At 69.2% G+C, this 23,507-nt stretch carries 19 protein-coding genes; 7 read left to right on the top strand and 12 right to left on the bottom strand.

Annotation, left to right across the window (positions count from 1 at the left end; genetic code table 11):
• Positions 1-182: 182 nt before the first annotated feature.
• The 3 genes from KBX46_RS22280 to KBX46_RS22270 all read left to right on the top strand — a co-directional run bounded on the left by KBX46_RS22280 (position 183) and on the right by KBX46_RS22270 (position 3,315).
• Positions 183-1,649, top strand: a complete 1,467-nt coding sequence (locus KBX46_RS22280) for an MFS transporter (protein WP_210793918.1) — start codon at positions 183-185, stop codon at positions 1,647-1,649.
• A 105-nt stretch (positions 1,650-1,754) separates the two neighbouring features.
• Complete coding sequence (locus KBX46_RS22275) at positions 1,755-2,741, top strand: SEC-C domain-containing protein (protein ID WP_210793917.1); 987 nt, start codon at positions 1,755-1,757, stop codon at positions 2,739-2,741.
• Positions 2,742-2,868: 127 nt separating this feature from the next.
• Entirely contained in the window at positions 2,869-3,315 is a 447-nt protein-coding gene (locus KBX46_RS22270; RefSeq protein WP_210793916.1) for a nitroreductase family deazaflavin-dependent oxidoreductase, read from the top strand.
• Positions 3,316-3,707: 392 nt separating this feature from the next.
• Here the strand turns inward: KBX46_RS22270 and KBX46_RS22260 are convergent, their stop codons facing one another.
• The 9 genes from KBX46_RS22260 to KBX46_RS22220 all read right to left on the bottom strand — a co-directional run bounded on the left by KBX46_RS22260 (position 3,708) and on the right by KBX46_RS22220 (position 14,890).
• Positions 3,708-4,019 carry a hypothetical protein gene (locus KBX46_RS22260; protein ID WP_308159663.1) on the bottom strand — a complete coding sequence of 104 codons (312 nt, stop codon included), beginning with the start codon at positions 4,017-4,019 and terminating at the stop codon, positions 3,708-3,710.
• A 79-nt stretch (positions 4,020-4,098) separates the two neighbouring features.
• Positions 4,099-6,327 (bottom strand): DUF262 domain-containing protein, encoded by a 2,229-nt coding sequence (locus KBX46_RS22255; protein ID WP_210793915.1) that lies wholly within the window; start codon positions 6,325-6,327, stop codon positions 4,099-4,101.
• Positions 6,328-6,367: 40 nt separating this feature from the next.
• Complete coding sequence (locus KBX46_RS22250) at positions 6,368-7,867, bottom strand: class I SAM-dependent DNA methyltransferase (protein WP_247667952.1); 1,500 nt, start codon at positions 7,865-7,867, stop codon at positions 6,368-6,370.
• Positions 7,864-9,264, bottom strand: a complete 1,401-nt coding sequence (locus KBX46_RS22245; RefSeq protein WP_210793914.1) for a restriction endonuclease subunit S — start codon at positions 9,262-9,264, stop codon at positions 7,864-7,866. The genes KBX46_RS22250 and KBX46_RS22245 overlap by 4 nt, the downstream gene beginning before the upstream one ends.
• Positions 9,261-12,752, bottom strand: coding sequence for a DEAD/DEAH box helicase family protein (locus tag KBX46_RS22240; RefSeq protein ID WP_210793913.1), 3,492 nt, complete (start codon positions 12,750-12,752; stop codon positions 9,261-9,263). The genes KBX46_RS22245 and KBX46_RS22240 overlap by 4 nt, the downstream gene beginning before the upstream one ends.
• Before the next feature lie 251 nt (positions 12,753-13,003).
• Complete coding sequence (locus KBX46_RS22235; protein ID WP_308159662.1) at positions 13,004-13,465, bottom strand: hypothetical protein; 462 nt, start codon at positions 13,463-13,465, stop codon at positions 13,004-13,006.
• Entirely contained in the window at positions 13,462-13,905 is a 444-nt protein-coding gene (locus KBX46_RS22230; protein ID WP_210793912.1) for a hypothetical protein, read from the bottom strand. Before KBX46_RS22230 ends, KBX46_RS22235 begins: the two co-directional genes overlap by 4 nt.
• Positions 13,906-14,247: 342 nt before the next feature.
• Positions 14,248-14,511 (bottom strand): DUF6244 family protein, encoded by a 264-nt coding sequence (locus KBX46_RS22225; protein ID WP_088949318.1) that lies wholly within the window; start codon positions 14,509-14,511, stop codon positions 14,248-14,250.
• 160 nt (positions 14,512-14,671) lie between these two features.
• Positions 14,672-14,890 (bottom strand): winged helix-turn-helix domain-containing protein, encoded by a 219-nt coding sequence (locus KBX46_RS22220; protein WP_141910489.1) that lies wholly within the window; start codon positions 14,888-14,890, stop codon positions 14,672-14,674.
• A 336-nt stretch (positions 14,891-15,226) separates the two neighbouring features.
• Here KBX46_RS22220 and KBX46_RS22215 point away from each other — a divergent pair, with 336 nt between their 5' ends.
• From KBX46_RS22215 to KBX46_RS22200, 4 genes are all read left to right on the top strand, one after another.
• Positions 15,227-15,382, top strand: a complete 156-nt coding sequence (locus tag KBX46_RS22215; RefSeq protein ID WP_157744051.1) for a hypothetical protein — start codon at positions 15,227-15,229, stop codon at positions 15,380-15,382.
• The gene (locus KBX46_RS22210; RefSeq protein ID WP_141910490.1) at positions 15,379-15,996 is read left to right on the top strand and encodes a hypothetical protein; all 618 of its coding nucleotides are present in this window, start codon (positions 15,379-15,381) and stop codon (positions 15,994-15,996) included. Before KBX46_RS22215 ends, KBX46_RS22210 begins: the two co-directional genes overlap by 4 nt.
• Complete coding sequence (locus KBX46_RS22205; protein WP_210793911.1) at positions 15,990-16,454, top strand: hypothetical protein; 465 nt, start codon at positions 15,990-15,992, stop codon at positions 16,452-16,454. The genes KBX46_RS22210 and KBX46_RS22205 overlap by 7 nt, the downstream gene beginning before the upstream one ends.
• Before the next feature lie 107 nt (positions 16,455-16,561).
• Positions 16,562-17,119, top strand: a complete 558-nt coding sequence (locus KBX46_RS22200; protein ID WP_210793910.1) for a hypothetical protein — start codon at positions 16,562-16,564, stop codon at positions 17,117-17,119.
• A gap of 43 nt (positions 17,120-17,162) precedes the next feature.
• On the opposite strand, the gene KBX46_RS32655 is transcribed toward KBX46_RS22200, so the two are convergent.
• From KBX46_RS32655 to KBX46_RS22185, 3 genes are all read right to left on the bottom strand, one after another.
• Entirely contained in the window at positions 17,163-18,089 is a 927-nt protein-coding gene (locus KBX46_RS32655; protein ID WP_308159661.1) for a hypothetical protein, read from the bottom strand.
• Between the two features lie 2 nt (positions 18,090-18,091).
• Positions 18,092-20,623, bottom strand: a complete 2,532-nt coding sequence (locus KBX46_RS22190) for an FtsK/SpoIIIE domain-containing protein (protein ID WP_210793909.1) — start codon at positions 20,621-20,623, stop codon at positions 18,092-18,094.
• 98 nt (positions 20,624-20,721) lie between these two features.
• A complete protein-coding gene (locus KBX46_RS22185) occupies positions 20,722-23,418 on the bottom strand; it encodes a hypothetical protein (RefSeq protein WP_308159660.1) in 2,697 nt (898 codons plus the stop codon).
• Positions 23,419-23,507 lie beyond the last annotated feature (89 nt).

Raw genomic sequence — 23,507 nt, 5'->3', positions numbered from 1 at the left:
GGCAACCCTCCGCTAACTTAGTGGAGGCACCCCTCCGGAATCCCGGAGGCCTGCCTCCGCTTAGCTTACCTCGGGACCCGCCCGATCCGCCTGGCCACCCGATCGCCCGGACCCGACAGCCAGCCCGCCACAGACGACGGGTGACAAACCTCCTTCCGTACCTTTATCAGGAGTCTTCTCTCGTGGCAGTGACCTCCCGACGCAGCTCGCGTCGGCTCACCTTCACCGTGCTCGCCGCCGGTGCCGGGTTCTTCGCGATGCTCCAGTCGCTGATCACCCCGGTGCTGCCGACCATCCAGCATGATCTGCACACCTCCCAGAACACCGTGACCTGGGTCCTGACCGCCTACCTGCTCTCCGCGTCGATCTTCACGCCGATCCTCGGACGGGTCGGCGACATGGTCGGCAAGGAGCGGATGCTGGTCGTCGCGCTCGCCGCGCTCGCCCTCGGCTGCCTGCTGGCCGCCATCGCGCCGAACATCGGCGTCCTCATCATCGCCCGGGTCGTGCAGGGCATCGGCGGAGCGGTCTTCCCGCTGTCGTTCGGCATCATCCGCGACGAGTTCCCCGCCGCGCGGGTCTCCACGGCCGTGGCCGCCATCTCGGCGATCGTCGCCGTCGGCGGTGGCCTGGGCATCGTGCTGGCCGGCCCGATCGTCAGCACGCTCGACTACCGCTGGCTGTTCTGGATCCCGATGGTCGTGGTCGGGCTGACCGCCGTGGCCGCCCACCTGTTCGTCCCCGAGTCCCCGGTCCGCACCCCCGGCCGCATCGACTGGCGAGCGACACTGCTGCTGTCCGGCTGGCTGGTCGCGTTGCTGCTGCCGATCAGCCAGGGCGCGGCGTGGGGCTGGACCAGCCCCCGGGTGCTCGGTCTGCTGGCCCTCGCCGTGGTGCTGCTGGTCGGCTGGCTGGTCGCCGAGGTGCGGTCGCCCAACCCGCTGATCGACATGCGGATGATGCGCCTGCCCGGCGTCTGGACCACCAACCTGGTCGCCCTGCTCTACGGCGCGTCGATGTTCTCCGTGTACGCCTTCCTCCCCCAGTTTTTGCAGACCCCGACCGCCGCCGGTTACGGCTTCGGCGCGACCATCAGCCAGGCCGGTCTGCTCATGCTGCCGATGCTCGTCGCGATGTTCGTCGCCGGCATCGTCGCCGGCCGACTCCAGGCCGTCTTCAGCGCCAAGGCGCAACTCGCCACCGGTGCCACGTTCAACGTGGCCGCCTCCGCGATGCTCGCCGTCGCGCACGACACCCGCTGGGAGGTCGCCATCGCCGGTGGCCTGGTCGGCCTCGGCATCGGCCTGGCCTTCGCGTCGATGGCCAACCTGATCGTCGCCAGCGTGCCCGCGAGCCAGACCGGCGTGGCCACCGGCATGAACGCCAACATCCGCACCATCGGAGGAGCGATCGGCGCCGCCGTGGTCAGCGGTGTGATCACCGCGAACCCGCAGGCCAACGGCCTGCCCCGGGAGGCCGGCTTCACCATGGGGTTTCTGGTCCTCACGGCCATCGCGCTGGCCGCCGCGCTCGCGGCCCTCGCCGTCCCGTCCGCCCGGCGGAAGGCGGCCGGTCCCCGGCCGTCCGCCACGACGATCGTCGAGTCCGAGCTAGCCGGCGAGTTCGCCACCATGCCCGCGACCCGCTGAGGGAACGTGTCGGAGCCCGGGCGGTTCGCCGCCCGGGCTCCACCATGTCCGGGAGTACGCTGGCCGCTTCCCCGTCCACCACTCGCCGTTCTTCAGGATGCCCACATGCCCGAGTTGCTGACCACCGACCGCATCGAGGAGATCGGCTCCCTGGGTCCGGAGAGCCCGGACCCGGCCGCGCTGGTCGCCGAGTTGGTGGGCGCCGTCGACGAGGGGCGGGTCGCCGACCCCGACGACACCGCGTACGCCCTGCTGGTCGCCGCGGACATCCTGGAGCAGGCGGGTGACCTGGCCGACGCGCTCGCACTGGCCACCCGCGCCATCGCCGAACAGCCCGACGAGGACGCGTACGCCCGCTCGGTGCGCGGCGGTCTGCTGCTGCGCCTCGGCCGCTCCGACGAGGGCATGGCCGAGCTGACCGCCCTGCGCCCGCTGCTGGAGACCAACCCCAACGCCACGTACCTGGTCGACGAGCTGGCCGATAACGGCCACACCGACCTGGCGCTGGAATGGCTGACCGGGGCGCTCGACGCGATCCTGGAACGGACCCGCAACCAGCAGCACGAGTCCGAGGACGCCCAGGACGAGGCCGCGGCCATGATCTACGGCCTGACGCAGCGGCGGCACAACCTGCGCGAGGAGATGGGCCTCCCGCACGATGAGTACGACAACCTCGCCGACCGGCTGCGCGCCGCGAGCGACCACGCGCTCGACGCACTGGACGAGGGCCCCGCGACGCTGCTGTTCTGGCCGCAGGCGGAGTTCAACGCGCTGCTGCTGCGCTGGCCCGCCCTCGCCGACAGCTACCCCGCGAGCTGGGACGAGCACCGCGCTCAGACCGAACGCGCCCTCGTCGACGCATCCGCGCTGGGCGGCGCCGACCTGGGCGTGGTCGTCGGTTCCGTCGCCGGGTTGTCGGCCTTCGCCGAACGCGAGGGCAGCGACCCCACCGACGAGGAAACCCAGGACGAGTACGCCGACTCGCTCACCGGCCCCGACCTCAGGGCCTGGCCGCCCGGGCGCAACGACGCCTGCTGGTGTGGGTCCGGGGCGAAATACAAGAAGTGCTGCCTGCCGCGCTCGCGCGGATGACCCCCTCGGTCCTGGCCCCACGCAACTGGAGGCCATGTCCCGTGAAAGCCTGATGCCGGTGAGTCATCTTGATGACTCACCGGCCTGCCCTCCCCCAGCGGACAGGCCCGATGAAGGAGGCGAAGCGATGACCGCGCAGGAGCAGCACGAAACGATCGAGGACAGCCCGGTCGGCTGGGTGGCCAAGCACATCCAGCGGTACGTCGAGACCGACGGCGCCGACGGCGGCACCTACCACGGCGTACCGTCGCTGCTGCTCACCACCCGCGGACGCCGCACGGGCGCCCTGCGCCGCACCGCGCTGATGTACGGCCGCGACGGTGACAACCACCTGCTGGTGGCGTCCAACGGGGGCGCGGACAAGCACCCCGCCTGGTACCTGAACCTGAGCGCCGACCCGGTGGTGGAGATCCAGGTCGGCGCGGAGCGCATCGCCGGTCGGGCCCGCACGGCGACGGGCGAGGAGCGGGCCCGGCTGTGGCCGGTGATGACGAAGGTCTTCCCGACGTACGAGCGCTACCAGAAGGGCACCGACCGCGAGATCCCCCTCGTCGTCATCGAACGCACTAGTTGAGGACGCGGATGCCGGAAGGTCGCCGCCGTCGCCGTACGCCTTACCCTCGCTGGTCAGCACCGAGGCGTCGTGCTCCAGGACAGCCATCACGGCAGCGGCAAGGTCAATCCGACCGGTCAACACGCGCCAGTACGCCAACGCCTTCCAGTCCTCGCCCCAGGTCGGCAGCACCGCGCAGGCGGACATTCGAGCAGTCGATGCAGCACCGCTCAATCGCCCGGATCGTCCGCCACCGCCAGCACCTCGGCCGCGACCACCGCCGGCACACCGAACCGGCCCCCACACTGGGCGACCTCGTGGAGGTGCTCAGCGACATCCATCGATCCAGCCACGTAGGCGAGCAGCGCGGACCGGTCCAGTATCAGCCGGACCGCCGGGCCCGTCGGGGTCCGTCACGCCGCCGGCGCCTGGCTACCTGCGCCGTCGAGCATCTCCGCTGCCGCACGGCGGGAACGGTCACGCAGGGCGGCGCGCCGACCAGGCGACCATTCCTGCTCGACCTGGGCGCGTTGGGCCCTGGCACGGGCCTGTCCCTCCGCTGTCACGGTCATCCCCCGGCGGGCCAACTCGGCGTCGAGATCCTCCGCACGCATCCGTGCCCGGATCGTGTCGACGACGTACGCGCTGGCGTTGGGCTCACGCTCCAAGCGCTCCGCCACGTCCTGCGGAAGCGAGAACGACTTCTCGCTCACCGATCCGGTCACACCAGGGAGCCTAGCGAATCGCACGACCATCGACAGCGACAAGAGCACATTTGCTCCGATCGGACTGAGCGCAACACCCCTATGTCGCCACCTCAAGCAGCCCACGCGACAACGCATCCGCCCGCACATCGTGCAGCGGCGTCAGGCTGTTGCCCCGCCGCACTTTCCATGCGCTCCACCCGTTGATTGTCGGCTTACCGGTGGCAGTCGACCCGGCCGGGGACGGTGACTCGAACGCCTCTCCGCTCTCCAACTCGATCTGACCGGCTTCGTTCACATGCGCAAGGTAACGATCGCGCTTGTAGGTGAGAACCAACTCCTCACCAGCGCTGAGCGCCCCAACCGTGACAAGTCTGGCAACCGTAACGCCACCGAAGTGAGCCCGGGTCCGTCTGGCAACGGCGGCAGACACGCGCTGGCTGGGAACAACGATCGGAACGTCGCTCTGCTCGGCTACTTCCCGTGCAACAGTGGGCGGGAGGATGAAACCGAGCCGCTTCGGCTCCCAGATGATCTCGCATAAGCGCTCGTAGAGCTGCTGTCGCAGCTCGATGGCTGACATGTCGAAACGGGCCACAGAATGGAAAGTCTTCTCCAGCCGATATTTCTTGACCACTCCCTCCGTGAAGGGTCGGTTGCGTTCCTGGGTCGACTTGTGTAGCGACGCCGCGAGGTGATTCTGGCCGCGGTACCACTCAATCTTCTGCTCATACGGCGCGTCCTGATAGCTGGCGTTATGAGACTTCCTGAGCAGCAGCAGTGCGCCGATCCGATTGCGCTGCACCCGGAAGACCGACTCGGTCTTGACCTCGGGCTGGTGGCGTTCGAACTTGTTTGCCCAGATATGTTCGATTTCGAATGGCTCATCCTTGTCCAGATACCGGACGATCTCGTTCGGTCGGCCGCACTCGGTCTCCACGAAGGCCGTCAGCCGGGCGAGCAAGTACCTGACCTGAGACCGGTTGTCCGCTCGCAGCCCGTACCGCTTGACTCCGGTGAAGTCGACATCCAGCTCAGCTATTCGCCGCCCCAGCACCTTCGCGACAGCATCGATGTCCGGGCAGGCTCGAAGATCGAGGATCACCGGGAGAACGTGGGCGTCCAAATCATCCGGCTTTCCGATCCGGTTGTTAACGGCCATCCGGACGAACACCAGGTCGAGGTAGGCGGAAACCAGGAACGCCTTCTCTCGGAACTGGGCGTCGCTGTCCTCGGGGTCGATCGCGGCCAGCAGGAACGGCATTTGGTCGATCTCGTTCCTGGCATTGTAAAACAGCGGTTCCAGAGTTGGCTCCAGGACGCTCGTCGCCGCGTGCAGTGAGGCATAACGCTTGGAGAGGCGTACTAGATCGTGTTCGATGAAACGCGCGAAGTCCGGCGCATACTTCAGGTTCATTCGGCGCGAGGCGTTCTCCTGCACCCATCCGTGGAACGACACACCAATGTCGGTGACCTCGGCGGCGCTCTGTGCATACCGCCCGATGAGCAATGCTTGGAGGAACCTCGCTGCTGCCTGCGGGGCGCGGTTGTCGATCCTGGCCAGGACGCCACCCCACGCCTCCCCCAACCGGGGCAGGTTGTGGCCATTGCTGGCGCGTCGCAACAGGAAGCTCTTCAAAAGATCGGCGGGACCGAGCTGTACCCCACGATCGTTCATCGTCTCGAAGATTTCCCAGCCCTGACGGCGGTTGTTAGCGTTGATGCCGACAAGGCAGACCCGGTTGAGCAGCCAGTGGATGAAGAGCGGCAGGGCTTCGTCGCGGATTGATTCCGGCAGCAGCCCGTCAAGCTCCTGGCTGCGTTCATAGAGGTTGGCAACCGACGGGCTCGCGTCGGCGGGCAACGAGAACGGTTTGTCTTCGAAAATCGCGTCAAGGACAGGGGCCCGCTCATCGGAGCGGATCGCGTACGCCCGCTCCCCGTATGAGCTGCCGGCGATGAGCGGCTCCAAGGCAGCAATGTCGCCGTGATACTCGGGCCGCTCTGCCTCCATCGCTAGCCGGCGCAGGTGCAACAGCAGCAGATGCAACGTGGTGATCCGTTGCTGTCCGTCGACAAGCGCCGCCACCTCGTCGTCCTGGTAATAGACGAAGGGCCCGAGGAAGTACGGCCGATAGTGGCGCACCTCGCGCCGTTCATGGCCAGGCATCCAGTCTTCAGCGAAATGGTCAGTCAGGTCGTCGATTAGCGCTTTGACGTCCTTCCGGCCCCAGCTGTACTCACGCTGATATGGATCAAGCCGGAATTTTAAGAGGCTGAATAGCTCCTTGATCGTGAAGCCGTCACCACGAATGGGAGAGTCGGTCATGCCACCACCTTCGTCGCACCAGCACTACGGAGCGGACAAGTTAGCTCGGATTCGGCTGCACCTTCGACGCGGTCAGGGCTTCTGCGATGGCTGCGAACTCCCGTAGCGCCGCTTCCAGATCCTCTACGATCTCCTGGGCGATCACTTCCGGCGGCAGTAGTGCGTCGGCGTCCTCAAGGGAGGCGTCCTTGAGCCAGGTGATGTCGAGGTTCACCTTGTCGCGGGCGATCAACTCCTCGTAGGAGAACGCCCGGAACCGCTCGGTCTCGACCCGCTCGGCGCGGTCCTTGCCCGGCAGGTAACAGTCGACGAAATCCTGGAGGTGTTCGCGACGCAGTGGGTTCTGCTTGAGCGTGAAGTGCTGGTTGGTGCGGAAGTCGTACACCCAGAGTTTTTGGGTCCACGGCTCCTCGCGGGCGCGCTTGCGCTCGAAGAAGAGCACGTTGGCCTTCACCCCGCCGGCGTAGAAGATGCCGGTGGGCAGGCGCAGCATGGTGTGAAGGTCGTACTGCTTGAGCAGCCGGCGGCGGATGGTTTCTCCCGCGCCACCCTCGAAGAGCACGTTGTCCGGCAGGACAACCGCAGCCCGACCGTCGATCTCCAGCAGGGACGCGATGTGCTGGACGAAGTTGAGCTGCTTGTTGGCGGTGGTGGCCCAGAAGTCGTTGCGCTCGATCTCCCGCTCCTCGCGGGTGGAGCGACCGTCCTCGCCGACCATCCGGATCGAGGAGCTGCGGCCGAACGGCGGGTTCGCGAGAACCAAGCTGTAGTGGTGTGCCGGCTCCTTGCCGAGCGCATCTCCGATCGTGATCAAAGAATCGCCGCTGGGGGTGCCGATGCCGTGCAGCAGCATGTTCATCGCGGCGAGTCGAGCGGTACCGTCGACCAGTTCGGTGCCGCTGATCGCGCCGTTGGCCAGCCGCCGCCGCTGGTCCGGGGTGAGGTCGCCGCCGTGGTGCCGCTGAATGAAGTCGAACGCGGCGAGTAGGAAGCCACCCGTGCCACAGGCTGGGTCGGTGATGGTGTCGTCGGGCGTGGGCTGCATGCAGTCGACCATGGCCCCGGTCAGTGCACGAGGGGTGAAATACTGCCCCGCGCCTGACTTGGCGTCCTCGGCGCCCTTGGCCAGCAACTCCTCGTAGGCGTCACCCTTGACGTCGACGCCGGTGCCGGACCACTCCACCTTACCGATCAGGTCGACGATCAGCCGCTTGAGCTTCGCGGGATCTTGGATCTTGTTCCGCGCCTTTCGGAAGATCGTGCCGAGAGTGCCACTACCGTGACCCAGTGTTTCGAGAATGTGCTGGTACTGCGCCTCCAACGCCTTACCGTCGACGTCGAGCAGGGTCTGCCAGGCCAGCTCGTTCGGCACGATCTGCTCGGGTCGGATCTCGCGATTGGCCCGCTCATCTGCCATTTTCAGGAAGAGCAGGAAGGTCAGCTGCTCGACGTAGTCGATGGTCGAGACGCCGTCGTCGCGCAGCACGTCGCAGTAGTTCCACAGCTTCCGTACCAACTGGCGCGAATCCAAAGTGCTCAAAGCGGCAGTGCCTCCTGCTGATAGTTGTCGCCGGTCACCCGGGTCGGCGGAGCCGCCAGCTCCTTCGGGGTACGCCGGGAACGCGCCCTCTGCTTGGGCGGCGCGGCTGCCCGTTCGGCACTGATACGTGCCAAAAGCTCCGGCGCCGGCTCATCGTTCGGGTCCTGCGGCACCAGCCGGCCCGCAAAGGCCGTCGATAACAGCGAAGTCCGCAACTGAGCCGCCCGCTTCGCCGCGGTCATCAACGCCGCCCGCAGGCGTTGCGTTTCCTCGGCCGCCGCCTTCCATTGAGCGACGATCCGATCTTGAACATCGAGCTTCGGTACAGGTAGCGCAATGTCAAACAGTATGGCCTGGTTAACCTTGTAGATGCCGGCGGTAGTACGCGCTGACTGCTCAATCTGGCGACGAACTTGAGGCGAATTCCAGACGAGGGCCAAAAACTCGGGCCTGATCGCAGTCTTATCGACTCGAACACGAATCAGCGTGTCCGGAAAGGCGACAGGATTACGGCCGGAATCTTGAGATACCAGCCCTCCACGCCCAACCAGTCGAAGCGATCCGTTCCCCCTGCTTATTAAGAAATCGTCCTGATGCACCAGATACTGCTTTGCCTCGTCAAAACTCCACGCACCCGATTTGCGCTCCGCTAAATCAACTCCGTCGCCGCGCAAAGCGGTTAGGCGAAGCACCGGAAAACCACCGGCCTTCGTGGGCACCGATTTACCGTTGATCATTTTCTCCGCAAGTAGTTCGCCCAACTTCCGATGCTTGATCAAGCTTGAACCCAACAGGTTTCTTGTCCAGGACCTACTCAATGAATCGAGCCGCAGACTGCCCGCAGTCAGGTTTGCTACGCCTGCGTTGAGACTAAGCAACGCGTCTTCGAGGGCATCGATGATTCGCTGCTGCTCGGCGATCGGCGGCAGTGGAAGTCGTACAGACTTCAGCTTTCCGGTGCTCAGCGTGTATAGCCCACTTGTGGAGCCTGCAACTTCACGAAGGTGGCGCGCTACAAGAGGTGAGTTCCAAACCAGCTCGAGAAAATCGTGCAGGAGCGCGGCGGTCGGACGGACACGGATCAAGTGGTTCTGATGCACGCACTTATCAATGCTTCCATCCCATGTCGCCGCGCGGCCGATCTGGTCCGGGCTACCGTTTCCCTCGACGACCAGAAGGTCCCCGCGCCGCAGCTCGAACCGCTCCAGCTCGTCATCAAACAGCTCCACCTCATGCACATCAGCAAGATCCAGCTTGCCTCGGTGCACGTTGGCCACCCGCAGAAACGGATACTTGTTTAGCACCGGGCGCCGCTTGGCCTGCTTTTGGATTCCGCCCTGGACCTCCGCAACCTCAGCCAGGTCTACCCAGACCCAACCCACTGGCAGTTCGGTCACGCGGACAGCTCCTGGTTCAGCTCGTTCAACAGCGGCTCAGCACGCTTACCGAACGCGCCAGCGAACCCGTCGATCCCGCCCCGCTCACTAAACGGCGCACCCTCCAGGTCGTCCGGGGTGACCTCCACGCTGACCGCTATCACGTCCTTGATCCTCTCCAGCCACCACGCCTGATCGGCAGTGAACGTAGCGCCCGCCTGTTCCTGTCGGAGCAGCCACCCACGGAAGCGCTCCTCGACGAGGCTGCGGTACGGACGCAGCTCCTGATCGAGCCCCAACTCATACCGGATGAGGCTGACAAGATCGGTCACTCCCCTGCTGCCGGGTGCTTCCGCGGTGCGGCCGAGCAGCACGTACGACTTCCACAGCGACTCCGGCGTCCACGCCTGCGGCGGCCGGGCAATCCGCTTCGCGAGTTCGTTGAGCTGGTCGTAGCCCACCCGACCCCGCCCCTCGAAGAAGACCTGCAACGCGGTGATCTCGTCGCGGTGTTCCTCCAGATAGTCGTGCCAGCTCTTCACCGTGACCTGCGCGCGTTCCTCGGGCGGCACCCCGGCCGCCGAGATCAGTTTGTCGGCGTTCACCTCGTCGATGGTGATGTCGTGCGCGCGGCGAATCTCCAGGATGCGTTCGCGCAGCGGCGGGTTCGCTGCGAGCGGACGCAGCGCGCCGGCCAGCAGGTCGCGTACGGCATCCGGGCCAGCTTCCTGGGCGGGGTTGAGCTGCTCAGGCGCGACCGCGTCGACCAGGCCGCGCACGATGCCGGTCAGTGGTTGGTCGGCGAGGTCGGCCAGTTCCGCACGCTCGTCGTCGGTCGACTGCTGGTCCAGCCGGGCCAGCCGGGCGGCGAGCGTGGCCACCTCGTCCGGGTCGGCGGTCAGCGTGCCGGCTTTCTTCAGCAGGTCGCGCAGCGAGATCTGCCGTTCGGTGTGGCGTTGCAGGGGCACCGCCTCGTCCAGGTCCGCTTCGGTGACACCAACCGCGTCGACGATGACGAACCGGTCCTTGACCTCGGCATCGGGCGTCACGGCCTGGAACTCGGCAGCGTCGATCGTGCGAGCGCCACGACCCTTCATCTGCTCGAAGTAGGTGGCGCTGCGCACCGGGCGGAGGAAGAAGACACACTCCAACGGCCGGACGTCGGTGCCGGTGGCAATCATGTCGACGGTCACCGCGATACGCAGCTCCGGACTGTTGCGGAACGCCTGGATGAGGGTGTCCGGGTTGTCGCCACTCTTGCGGGAGGCGTAGGTGATCTTCGCGGCGAAGTCGTTGCCCCGCCCGAAGACCAGCCGGACCATCTGCACAATCTCCTCGGCGTGGTTGTCGTCGCGGGCGAAGATCAGCGTCTTGGGCACGGTCTTCCGCCCAGGGAAGATCTCGGTGAAGAGGCGTTCCCGGAACGTGTTCAGCACCAGCCTTAGCTGGCCCTTCGAAATCACCGAGCGGCCGACCTGGCTGCCGCCGTACGTGAAGTCGTCTTCCAGCTCCTGGTAGCGCTCGGCCCGGGTGCGGCGGTCGCGCAGCGGCACTACGGTGCCGGCCTCGATGTCGGCGCCCTTCTCGGTGATCTCCGTCTTGATCCGGTACACGTCGAAGCTGACGTTCACGCCGTCGGCGACGGCCTGCTCGTAGGTGTACTCCGAGACCAGGTTCTGTTGGAAGAAGCCCAGCGTCTGCTTGACCGGTGTGGCGGTCAGCCCGACCACGAACGCGTCGAAGTACTCGATGACGCCTCGCCACTTGCCGTAGATCGAGCGGTGGCATTCGTCGACCACGATCAGGTCAAACGTCTCCGGCGGAAGCAGCCGGTTGTAGGCGACGTCGGCCGGCTCGTCCAACTCGTAGTCGTCGTACGCCCGGTCATCGAGATCCACGTCCGGCAACTCGTCGCCGCGCAGTGCGCCGTAGAGCCGCTGGATCGTGGAGATGACCACGGCGGAGGAGTCGAGCATGCCGGTGCCCGAAAGCCGGTCGACGTTGTGCAGTTCGGTGAACTTCCGCCCGTCGTCCGGGGTCTGGTAACCCGCGTACTCTCGCAGGGTTTGCTTGCCGAGGTTGTTGCGGTCGACCAGGAACAGGATCCGCGCGGCGCGGGCGTGCTTCAGCAGCCGATAGCTACTGGTGACCGCCGTGAAGGTTTTGCCAGCGCCCGTGGCCATCTGGATCAGCGAGCGCGGCCGATCCTCGGCGAGGGAGCGTTCCAGCCCATCGATCGCATCGATCTGAGCCGGACGCAGTCCGAGCCGGTCCAGCGCCGGCATCCGCCGCAGCCGCGCCCGCAACGTGGGTGCCGCCGGGTCGTCGTCGGCCTCCCGCATCCACCGCGCGAACGTCTCGGGCCGATGGAACGCAAAAACCTCGCGGGTACGCGGGAACGGGTCGAGCCGGTTGACGAAGGCGGTCTCGGTGCCCGTGGCGACGTAGCCGAAGGGCAGTGGATCGTCCCGGCGCCACGCGGCGAGCTTCTGCTCGGCGGTGAGCCCGTTGAGATAGCGGTCGAGCTGCGCCTCGACACCGCGCGGTGCAGTCCCCTCCCGTTTGGCTTCGATCACGCCGACCAGCCGCTGGTTGACGTGGAGCAGGTAGTCGGCCCGCCCAGTCGCCAGGGTCACCTCCCGCACGGCGATGCCGGTGCCGGCCCAGAGGTTGATCTTGCTCTCGTCCTGGACGATCCAGCCGGCCGCGCCCAACTGCCGGTCGATCTCGGCCCGGGTCTGTATCTCGTTGAGCGGTTCGTGGGAGGCACGACGGGCACGGGCGATGAATTCCTCGCGCCGAGCGGCCGAGACCTTGGCCGTCGCCTTGCTGTCCAGCGCCGCCTGCTCTGCCTCGGCGGCCGACGTGAGGCTCGCCACCAGGGCAGCGGCCTGATCGCGGCGGGCGTCGGCATCGCGCACGGCGCGATCCGCCGCGACCATCGCCTCCGCCTTGGCCTGCGCCAACGACGCCTTGCCCTCCAGCAGAAGCTTGGTCTGCGCCAGCTCGTCCTTGTAGCGCTGGATCTCGGCCTGGAGCCCGTCGGCGATGCTCTGTGACATCTGCTGAGGCGGCGGAGAGGGCGGCACGAAACCGAGCGGCGTGCGGTCGCCGGTCAAGGCCCGATGGAACCAGACCCCCAGCTCAAATCCGGTACGCAGCATGTCCAGCGCCGCGCGAACCTCGCCCAGATGATCGTGTACGGCCTTGTTGCCTTGATCCCGGAGGCGGTCGAACGCTTGATAGATCTCTGGAACGAGGGTGCCGTCTGCATAGAGCGCCTCAACCCGGCGGTAGAAGTTGTTCTGCTGCGGCCTTACCCCGGTGCGGCGGACGAGGTCCTTGGCCATCTCGTCGCCGAAGGCGCGGATCTTGAACATCGCCGACTGGGCGTCGACATAGACGAGCAGCTCAGCGCCCGCGCCGTACCAGACCAGCAGCGGGTGTTCCTTGAGGAACCCGAAGTTGGCGGACTGCTCTGCCAGACGTCGTACCTGTCGAGGATCCACGACACTCCACGTGGCTAGCCTGCGGTGAACACGTCAGGATAGGGACGATCACCGCTTCGCACAGCCCGCACCACGCGCGGTGACAGCTTTCCGACACCAGGACGCTGATCAACTGCGGCTAGGGGTCGGTTGCGCAGGACGCCTCGACCGGGTTCACGCGCCCGCCTTGGGGCCCGCTTGAGCGGGCTCTTCGTTTCTTTCGCGCTCGTCCCTGTCGAGCAGTTGCCCACCTCAGCGGACGAGCCGATCGCCTAAGTCCGGCGGGCTGGCGGATCTGCCGCAGCTGTTGCAATTCGCTGCGTAATCGCCCGCAAGTTGCCCACGGTGAACCGCTCCGGATCGACCAGCACGTCGACTGCCACACCGGGCGCGGCCAGCCAGAACGCCTCGGCGGCACCGATGAGGCCAGGATCCTCGCCGTGCTGAAAGTCGGTGAGTGCCCAATCAGCGTTATCACGCTCGTGATACTCGGCCAGGAAGTCGCGTAGCTTGGCGATGGTGCCCAGCCGGTCGCCCCGGAGCACGTGTACCCGTAGGTCGACTCGGTGGCCGTCCTCGACTTGACGCTCCCAGACCCGGGTGGCGAACGTGACGTCCTCCCACTCGGAGACGAAGTCCGAAACCAGGTCGCCGACGTCCGGCGGCAGATAGCCGATGCGGAAGCCGTCCAACTCGCCACCGTCCCGGGCAACCGAATCAGGCACACCCGTCACCTGGCGGCCTCCATGGCCGCCTCAATCCGGTCGAGGTAGTCCCACCACTTCTCGTCGTCCCGGCGACAGGAGGAGAGCAGGTTCGCCGCAACGACGAAGGCCAGGATAATGACGTTTTCAGTCGGGACTGCGGTGCCGAACGGCTCACCCCTCATCAGCCTCATCAAGAAGTCCGCCACCTCGCGGCGAGTCGGTTGCGCCCAGGATTCCGCCTCGGCGACTTCCTCAGCCACGGCCAAAATCTGATCGTCGCTCGGCCGACCCTTATGGATGTCGACCATCAGAAAGCCAACAAGGGTGAGGGCAAGCTCGACGGTTGCAGCCGCCGTGTTGTCGTCGTTGAGGGTCCGCAGCCGCTCATCGAGCTTCGGGAAATCACGCTGCACGGCGGCGTGGATCATGGCTCGCATCGCGGCTTCGGTGGAGCTATTGATCTTCACTTTGATTCCTCTCTCGGCGCCTCTTCAACCATGACTTGCCGGCACTGACTGTGGCCGCCGTCGCCAAGAGCGTCCCGGCGACCGCCTTCGGCAGCACTGGCATGAACTCGGCGACTGTTGCCCAAGCGGCCCCACCAGCCGACGCCCAAAAACCGACTGCCTCGGCGCTCACCCGTTCCCGCCGCCTACCGGGTTGTGCAATGTCTTGCGCGTCAGCGTCTCGGCGAGCACGAGCACCCTCTCGTCGGTTCGGAGGGTTCTGAGGCTGGCGGGGCACATGAGGACGGATGATCGGACTCACCGCTGCGGGTGGCTGGTGGGTTGTGCTACCACCACCCGTGGTCAGTTTCCCAGCGCTCGGACCTTGGCGATCGTCTCCTGGACGTGCTGCTTGGCCGGGTCGCCGCCCTGGGAAGCCTGGGCCAGCGCCTGACGGTACGCATCGATCATGCCGACCAGTGGGCCGGCTGCCACGCCTTCCAGCGCACCGGCTACGAGTGCCCGCGCCTCGGCTGCGTCCTGGGCTGCCGCTGCGGTCTTGGCCTTCGCCTCGTCCAGCTTCTGCGACGCCGCCGCCAGCCTCGCGATGATCTGTGCTGCGCTCACGCGCGCCTCCCCCGTGGTCGACCATCGCCTCCACCACCGCACCGGCGGAGACCACATGGGAGCGTACGAGATCCGCGCACGCAGCGCGACCACTCACTTGCCCAGCTAGGAACTCGCCCGCGGCGGCTGCCCGAAAAGCGCTAAATCTGCCGTTGAGCGCTCAGCGGTCGGCGACGAACACGCCAAGCCCGTGGACGCCCTGCACCCAGCCCTGGGTCTGGAGGACCAGGATGGCCTGCCGCACGACGGTCGTCGAAACGCCATGCTGCGTCTTGAGCTGCACCGTGGACGGCAATTGGTCCCCCGGCGCAAGCTCTCCTGACTCGATCTGGCCCCGAATGTGATCCGCGAGCCGTTCCCACTTTGGTTTGACGGGCATATGGACTCCCAGGTCTGCCCCGCCATTTGATCACGCGTTACTACTCGTGACAAGCAACGTGTTGTCGTGCTTGCTATCCGTGACTAGTTGTGTAAAGTTCGAATCGACCGGCTCCCAGGTCTGCAAACCCGGAGCTGGTTCGTTCCCACCGCGCAGAGAGCGCCCGGCCGGTCGGTCCCCCCGTTCGGCCGGGCGTGCCGGGGCGTGCCCGCACGCCGTCCCGGCACACCAGCCATGACCAGCAAGGAGACAACCCGACGGGAGCCCCCGATGCCCGATCGACCCGACGAATCCCCCACTGACCCAGCATCCCCATCCAAGCAGCGCCGTCGCCTCGTGTCCGAACAGGACGTCGAGGATGCCGACGACGTCCTGTTCGCCCATCCACCACGCGTGGTGCGGCGCTGGCTGTGCGAGTGCGGCGTGGACTACCCCTGCGCCGATGTGCGCTTCGCCCTCCTGGTCAAGTCCAGCGCTGAGGCGGGCGAATGAGCACCGACACCGTGGACGACCTGCGTACCGCATGGTTGGCCACGATCTCCGCCGCCGACCGCGCCGGTGCGCACCTGCACGGGGCCGGGCCACGCGGCCGGCGGCTGCCCTGGCAGGACGCGGTCACGGAGTGCTGGCGTGCGCTGAGTTTGGTCTACGCCGGCTTGGCCGCGGACCGGAGTTCGCCGGGAGGCTCGGCCGGGGACCTGCTCGCCGGCCTGCGTGACGCTCGCGTCGACGCCGACCGGGCCGCCACGTTGGCCGCCCGTGTCCGGTGGCGGTTGGGGGCGGCTGAGGACCGGCTGCGGCGTACCCGAATCGTGGCGGACGAGGTCGCGGCCCGGCACGTCGCGGCGGCGATCAGCCGGTTGGACCTGGTCGGCGCCCGGCTCGCGGTCGGCGGTTGCCGGATCGACCGAACGGTCGCGGCACTGACCGGTGAACCGACGGCACCGCCCCGGCCTACCAGCCACCGCAACGCCGAGAGCGACACCGCCGAGTTGATTGCCCACGGCTGTCACGCGGCGAGCGTTCTGGTGACCAGGCGGTACCGATTGAGCAGGCCACGCCGCCACAGGAGCGCACTCACGATGATCAGGGAGCGACGATGGTGACCGATCCACACGCGGCGCTACGGGGTCTGCTGACTGGTCGGCTGCGTGGCCACGAACGGCGGCTGCGCCGGTTCACCGAGCCGGACTGGCGGCGGTACGCCGATCTGCTCGCTGGGGCGCTGCTGGTGGCGGTGCGGCGACGGTTCGTGGCTGGGCAGGATCGGGCGCCGGTGATCCGGTTCGTGGCGTCCGTCCGGGAACGCTACGACGCCACCGGGCGTGACGTCGATCCGGTGCTGGCCGAGGCGCTGGTCTGGGCGGCGCTCGGTGAACGTCCGCCGGTGCCCGACGACGCGGCGGCGGTCGTCGCGCGGACGGTGTTGCTGCTCGGTCTGCTCGAAGACGAGGGTCTCACCGACAGCGAGCGCGACGACATTCTCGCCGCTGCCGCGCACGCTGCGGACGACTCGGCATTGGGCGTGGATCGGCAGCAGGCAGGCGCGACCGACCAGCGGTAGACGCGGCACGGACCGCCTTTGCGGGACAGTGCCGGGGCGGGGAGCGCCATAGACTCTGCTGCCGGCAGGCAAGTGAACGGTCCGTGCCGCTGGAGGAGTGACGCGACGTGGCATCTCAAGGGAACCCCGCCGCCGCTACCGGCCGTCGTCGCCGGACCAGGGCCATCGCGCTGTCGGGCGGGCTCGCGGCAGTTCTGGCCCTTGTGCTCGTCGCTGCCCACGCCACCGGTGACAGGTGGGACATCCTCAACAGTTCCCGGTCGTCTTCCTCGACACCGCCCGCGCCCACGGTCACCGCAGAATCTGGGGCACAGCTCGCCCGGGCCTGCATCGCGCAGACCAAGGGCGAGGAAGCCGTGGCGTACTTCCACCGGGACATCCCGGCGGACCGGTGGGGCGACCCGGTGCGCGGCACCGCCTCGGCGAGCAGCGCGCCGTTCGTGCTGTGGCTCTTCGACGACGATTGCGAGCCACACAAGGCGCTCGACGTGCCGCCGCGGACCAGTCGCACGTTCAAGGCGCAGGTGGGTCAGGTCTGGTCCTACACCGAAGCGTCCGCGGGGCAACCCGCCGACGGCCGCACCTGTCGCGTCTTTGGCCTCTCCAACAGCGGCACCGAGCAGAGATTCAGCGACAGCGGGCTCCTCACCTATCACGGGGAGTAGACCGGCGACCTCAAGGTCGAGCCGGGTGGGATCGCGGCGGGGATCAGCGCAGGCCGCGGACCAGCAGCAGGTAGGCGCAGTAGGCCATCGGCACCAGCAGAAAACAGATCAGGAACCCGAGCGGCAGATAGCGCGGCGGGGTGCCGGTGACCATCGCGGGCCGCCCCCATCTGCCCAGCACCAGGTACCCACCGAAGAACGCCACCGCCGGCAGCCCCGCGCAGATCCACGCGCCGAGCGTGAACCCGTCGACCATGCCGACGCCGGACGCCAGCACCAGGGCCAGCACGAGCACTCCGGCGGCAGCACCGCACGCGGCGTAGACCGCGACCGCCCGCGCCAGCGGCGACCACGTCGGCAGGAGCGCCGGCCGCTGGGCCAGAAGCTCCGCCTGCTGCCCGTGCCGGTCGGCCTCGTCGGCCATCCGCCGGGCCAACTCCAGCTCCACCGCCGGGTCGACCGCCGCCGCGCGTTGCGCCGGCACCCCGACGCCCGCCGGGCTCACCGCAGTCGGCAGCGCCAGCCGCGCCTCCCCCGCCGGCAGCTCGGGGTACGCCCCGACCCCCGCCCGCCCCGGCACGCCGGCTGCGCCGTCGGGTCCCCCGTCCCCCGCTCCGGGTGCGGTGGAAGGGCCGGACCCGGCAGCGGACGGAAGGCCCGACCCGGCAACGGTGACCGGACCAGCGCCGAACCCGGAGCCGGGGGCCGACCCGGAGCCCGACGGGGGGCCCGGCCAGCCGGCGGCTTCGGCCGGACTCCCCGGGGCAGAGCCTGCGGGTGGCTGGTCGACTCGGATCGATCGGCCGAGTTGGTCGAGGCGGTGCCCCTGTGCGGTCAGTCTCTGCTGGAGGTAGTCGACGGCGGCGTGCAGGTCACGGCGGCGCGCGGACTCGGTGGCGGCGTGCTGCTCACCGGCCCGGCGCTGCTCGGCGAGTTGTCGGGCCAGCGCCGCGTACTCCTCGAAGGACACTGTCACCGCTCCCCGTCCGGGTCGTGCCCGTCGCCGACGAACGGGACGATCAGCCGGGTGCGCTGGTCGTGCCGGTCGATCAGCAGCGCCCGGTCGGCGCGGGGCGTGTAGGTCAGGTCGTGCGTCCCGAGGTGCAGGGCCAGCTCGGCCCCGGGCACGTTGAGGGCGACCAGACAGGCGACGTCGTCGCGGTTCTGTGTGCCGCCGAGGTCGTCGGCGAGCCGGCGCAGCCCCCGCCACCAACCGAGCAGGTGCACGCCCTGCCCGGGGCCTTGGCGCAGCAGTGTGCGCAGGTCGTCCAGGCCGGAGCGGAACGTGCCCGGGTCGGTCGCCCCGAACACCGGCGCGGCGGCGTCCATGCCGAAGACCACCAGGTATTCGCGGCCGGTGGGCTCGGCGGCCAACGTGGTGACCCGGTCGCGCAGCCCGACGGCGTCGAGGCGGTGCACCGGGTGGCCGGCGGCGCGCAGGACCGCTTCGGTGTCGTCGGCGACCGGGTCGGCGACGGTGACCAGGGAGACCAACTGGAACCGGGCGTCGCCGGGGGTGTGCTGGCGGGCCAGGCTCAGCGTCGCGGCGCGCAGCACGTCCGCGCCGGTCGGTGCGGTGCCCACCACGGCGAGGTGCCGGCCGGGGGTGGTGTCCATCAGGAACAGGGCGGTGGTGCCGTGCACGTCGACGGTCCGGCCGACCAGGGCCATCGGGCGCCGACCACCGGGGCGCAACCCGGCGAAGGTGGGGTCGTCCTCGACCCGTGCGACCTCGTACCCCTTGAAGACCGCCGGTGCCCGCGAGCCCGGCGGGCGGGCCTGCCACAGCTCGTGGCGCAACGCGGCGAGGTCCGCGGCGGCGGCGTGCGCGTCGGGGAAGCGCAGCACGGTGTCGGCGCCGACCGCACCGGCGGCGGTGTTGACCACGGCGGAGCCGACCGGCAGGGCCGCGGCGGCGTCGTTGAGCTGATCGAGCACCCCGCCGCCGCCGGGCAGCGCCACCCGCAACGCGAACTGCCCGAAGATCGCCTCGGCCCGCCCGTAGAGGGCCTCGATGCCAGTCATGCTCTGGCTCGCCAGCACCAGGTGGATGCCGTACGAGCGGCCCTTGCGGGCCAGCTCCTCCAGCAGGTCCACGGATTCGCGGGCCAGCGCGTCGTTGCCGGCGAGCAGGACGTGGAACTCGTCGATGACCGCCACGATGCGGGGCAGCGGGCTGTCCCGTGGCAGGTCGGCGAGCTTCGTGACGCCGTGGCGCTTCAGCGCGCCGGCCCGGCGTTGCGCCTCGCGGCGCAGCTCCCGCAGGACGGCGAGGCCGTACTCACGGTCGGATTCGATGCCGACGGCACGGGCGTGCGGCAGCCAGGACGGGTCCCGACCGGTGGGCACGAACTCGGTGAAGCTCACGCCCTCCTTGAAGTCGAGCAGGTAGAGCTGCAACTCGGCCGGGGAGTAGCGGGCGGCCAGCCCGTAGAGGACGTCGAGGAGGAAGACGGTCTTGCCCGCGCCGGTGCGCCCCCCGACCAGCCAGTGCGGGGTGGCGTCGTCGAAGGCGAGCGTCAGGGGTGCGGTGCCGGCCCGGCCGATCACCGTCCGCAGACCGTTGCCGGCCGACTCGGCCCAGCGTCGCTCGGGCAGCAGGTCGGTGAAGGGCAGCGCGTCGGCGCGGCGGGTGGCAGCGCCGAGGTGCTCGGCGAGCGCGCGTACCGAGGCTGCCGGCGGGTCACCGTCGAGCACCACGGGTGCGGCGAGCCCGCTGCCGTCGGCGCTGAACGGGATGCCGGGCGGGTCGCCGACCTGCGCGTACCCCTGGTGGAGCCGGATCGCGGTGGTGCCACCCAGCGGCGGCGCGGTTTCGCCGGGCACCCGGGACGGGTGGCCGGTGAGCAGCATGCAGACGGCGGCGGCCGGGCCGGCGTGGGTGAGCGCGGCGAGCCGGGCCAGCTCACGCGGCGGTGGCGCGGCGGTGGCGACCACCACCAGGAGGTGCCGGTCGGCGGGCTGACCGTGCTGGGCGGCGCGGGCATGCTGCTCGGCGGCATCGAGCAGCGCGGCGACCTCGGCCTCGCTGGTGGCTGGCGGGTCGAGCACCCCCGCGTCGAGCAGGGGACGCAACGGGCCGAAGGTGGCGCCGAGCGCCGCGGTGTCGATGCCGGCGACCCGGACCTGACCGGGCGGTGCGGTGGCGACCAGCCGCAGCACCAGTGCCCGCAGCAGCCCGGCGACCCGGGGATCGCGGGCGTCGGTGTCCAGGGCCAGGTGGTGCCCACCGCCGAGGGGAACCAGCACCGGGAAGCCAACGTCCGAGATGGACGCCTCGCCGATCCGGACGGCCGCCGGCTCGTCGGTCAACGGCGTGGCGCCCGGAGCGGGGGTGGCCAGGGCGCCGCCGAGGCGGGCGAGGCGGGTCACCAGCGCGTCGACGCCGACCGGGGCAACGGCGGCCGGTGCGGTGCCGAGCGCGTTCCGGGCGGCGTCGAGGTGCGCTCGGGCCGCCCGGTGGGAGTTGATCGCCTGCCCGTACGCCGACGCGAGCCTGCCCACCCTCTGCCCCCAACGCCGACGGCCGCCTGGTCCCAGGAACCCTAACGGACAGCGGTGGCACCCGGACAGTCCTGCGAGGACGTGTCACGCCGGACCCGTCAGGCAGGGCCGCACGGCACGGGGTCGGGCGCGTCGGCCAGCCCACAGCGGAACACCTCCACCGGCGCCGTCGCCACCTGCGGCACCTGCTCCACCCGCAGCAGGGCAAGCCGTTTGTCGACCGGCTCGCCCGAGTCGGGCGTGAACCGGATCAGCCCGGCCACCCCCGGGTAGCCCTGGCCGGCGTTCTGCCGGAGCACCTCCGCGTGCACGGCGACCGGGTTGACCGACGTCGGCTCCCACCGTTGTAGCTGGTCGGCGTGGAGCAGCCGGGCGGCGAGGCTCTCCACCGCCCGGATCATCATCATCGCCGCGTCGTAGGCGAGGCTGACCCGCTCGCCGACCTGATGCCCGGAGTCCGGCCGGCAACGCGGCGGGTCCAGCAGGTCGTCGGCCCGGATCATGGACAGGAATCTGGCCCGGGCGTCGTCGCGGCGCTCCTCGGCGGCCCGCAGCGCCGCGCAGGTGGCCAGGGATGCCTTGGAGACGTACGTGACCGGCAGGTTGCCGGGGGCCGCGGCGCGCAGCCCGGGGTTGGCCATGTAGCGGTTGACCGAGTCGTCGGCGACGAGGTGCCGGGGTGGGTTGCCCCCGCACTCGCGCAGCGCCCGCAGGAAACCGTCGAACTCCGTCCAGCGGCCCGCGTAGAAGAGCAGGCCGGGATAGCCGCACTCGTCGGTCAGCCGCTCACCGGTGCTCCACGCGTCGAGGCGCGTCATGCGGGCGCCGAACCGCTGCCGCAGCCCGTCGACGAGGGTGCCCACGTAGAGGTCCTCGGTGAGCGAGCTGCTCTCCAACGTCGTGTAGTAGACGTGCGCCTCGCCGACCTTCAGCACCTGTTGGGCGTACGCGTCGACCATCTCCACCTGATCCGTGTTGGGCGCGGAGATCTGCAGGTAGAGGCGGGAGTTGGCGTCCATCCGGTCGGCGGAGAGCGTGGGTGCCAGCACCGGCAGCCCGACCTTGTTCAGCTCGCGCAGCGCTCGGGCGGTGCTCGTCCGGCTCTCCACCAGGCCGACCACCCCGACCACCGTGGGGTCGCCCGAGGCCAGCTCGGCCAGCATCGACACGGCCCGGTCGGCGTAGATCATCTGCTTGCCGCCGTTGGCCACCACGATCCGCAGCAGCGCGGCGCCGTCGGCGCCGGCCGACTCCTTCAGCAACGCGTACTGGGCGGTGGCCATGCCTTCGAGCTCCTCGCGCTCGGAGACGTAGGACTCCTCGTCGGCGCGGGTCGGGTTGCCGGTCAGGGTGCCCAGGTAGACCAGGGTCAGGAAGGGCCGGCGCTGGTCGCTGCGCTGCCAGACCTCCTCGGCGGCGCGGTTCTGCGCGAAGATGCGCTGCTGGATCTTTCGCAGACCCTCCTGACCGGGGTCGTTGTTGAACACCTGGGCGGCGCTGTCGCTGTAGCCGACACACTCGCCGTTGGCGACCACCTCGACCGAGACCCGACCGCCGGTCAGCGACGGGTGGCAGCCCGGCGCCCACCGGCTGCCGGCCCACACTCCGAGCGCCGCCACCAGCACCAGGCACAGCGCTGCCGGCAGGAAGCGCCGCGACCACCAGGGCGGGTCGGGCGCGGAGAACGGTCGCATGCCGCCACGCGGCGGCGGGCCGGTGTCGGAGTCGTCGGGGCGCAACGCCACCAGCCAGGCGGCCTTGCGGCGCAGCCGCCGCATCTCCGGGAGCGCCTCGGCCCACTCGTCGTACGCCTCGTCGGCCTCGGTCAGCGGGTGCGGCTCGGGCAGTTCCGGCGGTGGTTGAACGCCGGACACGACGATGAGCAGCGGGTCGTTGCGGCCCGTCTCGGTGCGGACGTCGCCGATCAGGCGGACCAGTTCGCCACCGACGTTGCCGGGGGCGACGTGATCGATCAGCAGCGCCGGGTACGCGGTGCGCCGCCAGTCCGACGGGCGCCACGGTCGACGCCGGTACGCCTGCCGCAGGTCCTCCAGGAACGCGTGCAGCAGCAGCTTGTTGACCTGGTCGGGTTGCTCGCCGTCGCGCCACCCGGCGGTGAGGCGTTCGGCGAAGCCGAGGAAGGTGACCGACTGCCGGGGCGCCAGATACTGCTGGCGCATGAACCAGTTGTAGTGCCGCCCGAGCACCGGCACCCGGCCGGAGACGGCGGCCCGGAAGACCACCCCCGGCACGGCGCGGCGGACCACCCACAGCAGCACCTGCGAGACGATGCTGACCGCGTCACCGCCGCTGGGCAACGCCTCAGGCGTACGCGGGCCCCGGCGGTCGCGCAACCGGCGGACCAGGGCCGCGCGGCCGTCGTCGGCGTCGGTGCCGAAGCTGAGGCTCTGGTGCATCAGCCAGTCGGCGAGCGGGTAGTGCCGGAAGCGCAGCCGGGCGGCGCCGAACGCCTCCAGGGAGAGCTGCCGGTGCAGTTCGCGTAGCAGCGCCGGGACGTCCCCGGCGCCCGGTGGCGCGTCGGCGTCCAACACGGCGTGCGGCACCCGCCGCCGGGCGCCCTGACCGAGGAATCGGCGCAGCGGCACCATCAGATCCGCCGTGTCGGAGCGGACCAGCCAGAGCAGCGGCAGCCGACGGTCGCCGCGACGGGGTCGCCGCAGCAGCCGTGCGAGCAGCGCGAAGAACTCGAGCCCGCCAGCCGGCAGCCGGTCGCGCCCGGTGGCCGCCTGCCGCTGGCCGATCAACTCCTGCTTGGGCACCTCGGACCGTCGCACGCGTCACCTCCGATTCCACCCAGTGTGACGCATCGGGTACAGACGCGTGGCCGGCCGACGGCCGAGTGCCCACAGGGGACGCTCGGCCG

This window comes from Micromonospora sp. C81 (assembly GCF_018070425.1).
Lineage (GTDB): Bacteria > Actinomycetota > Actinomycetes > Mycobacteriales > Micromonosporaceae > Micromonospora > Micromonospora zamorensis.
This window is presented reverse-complemented; position numbering and strand designations above follow the sequence as displayed.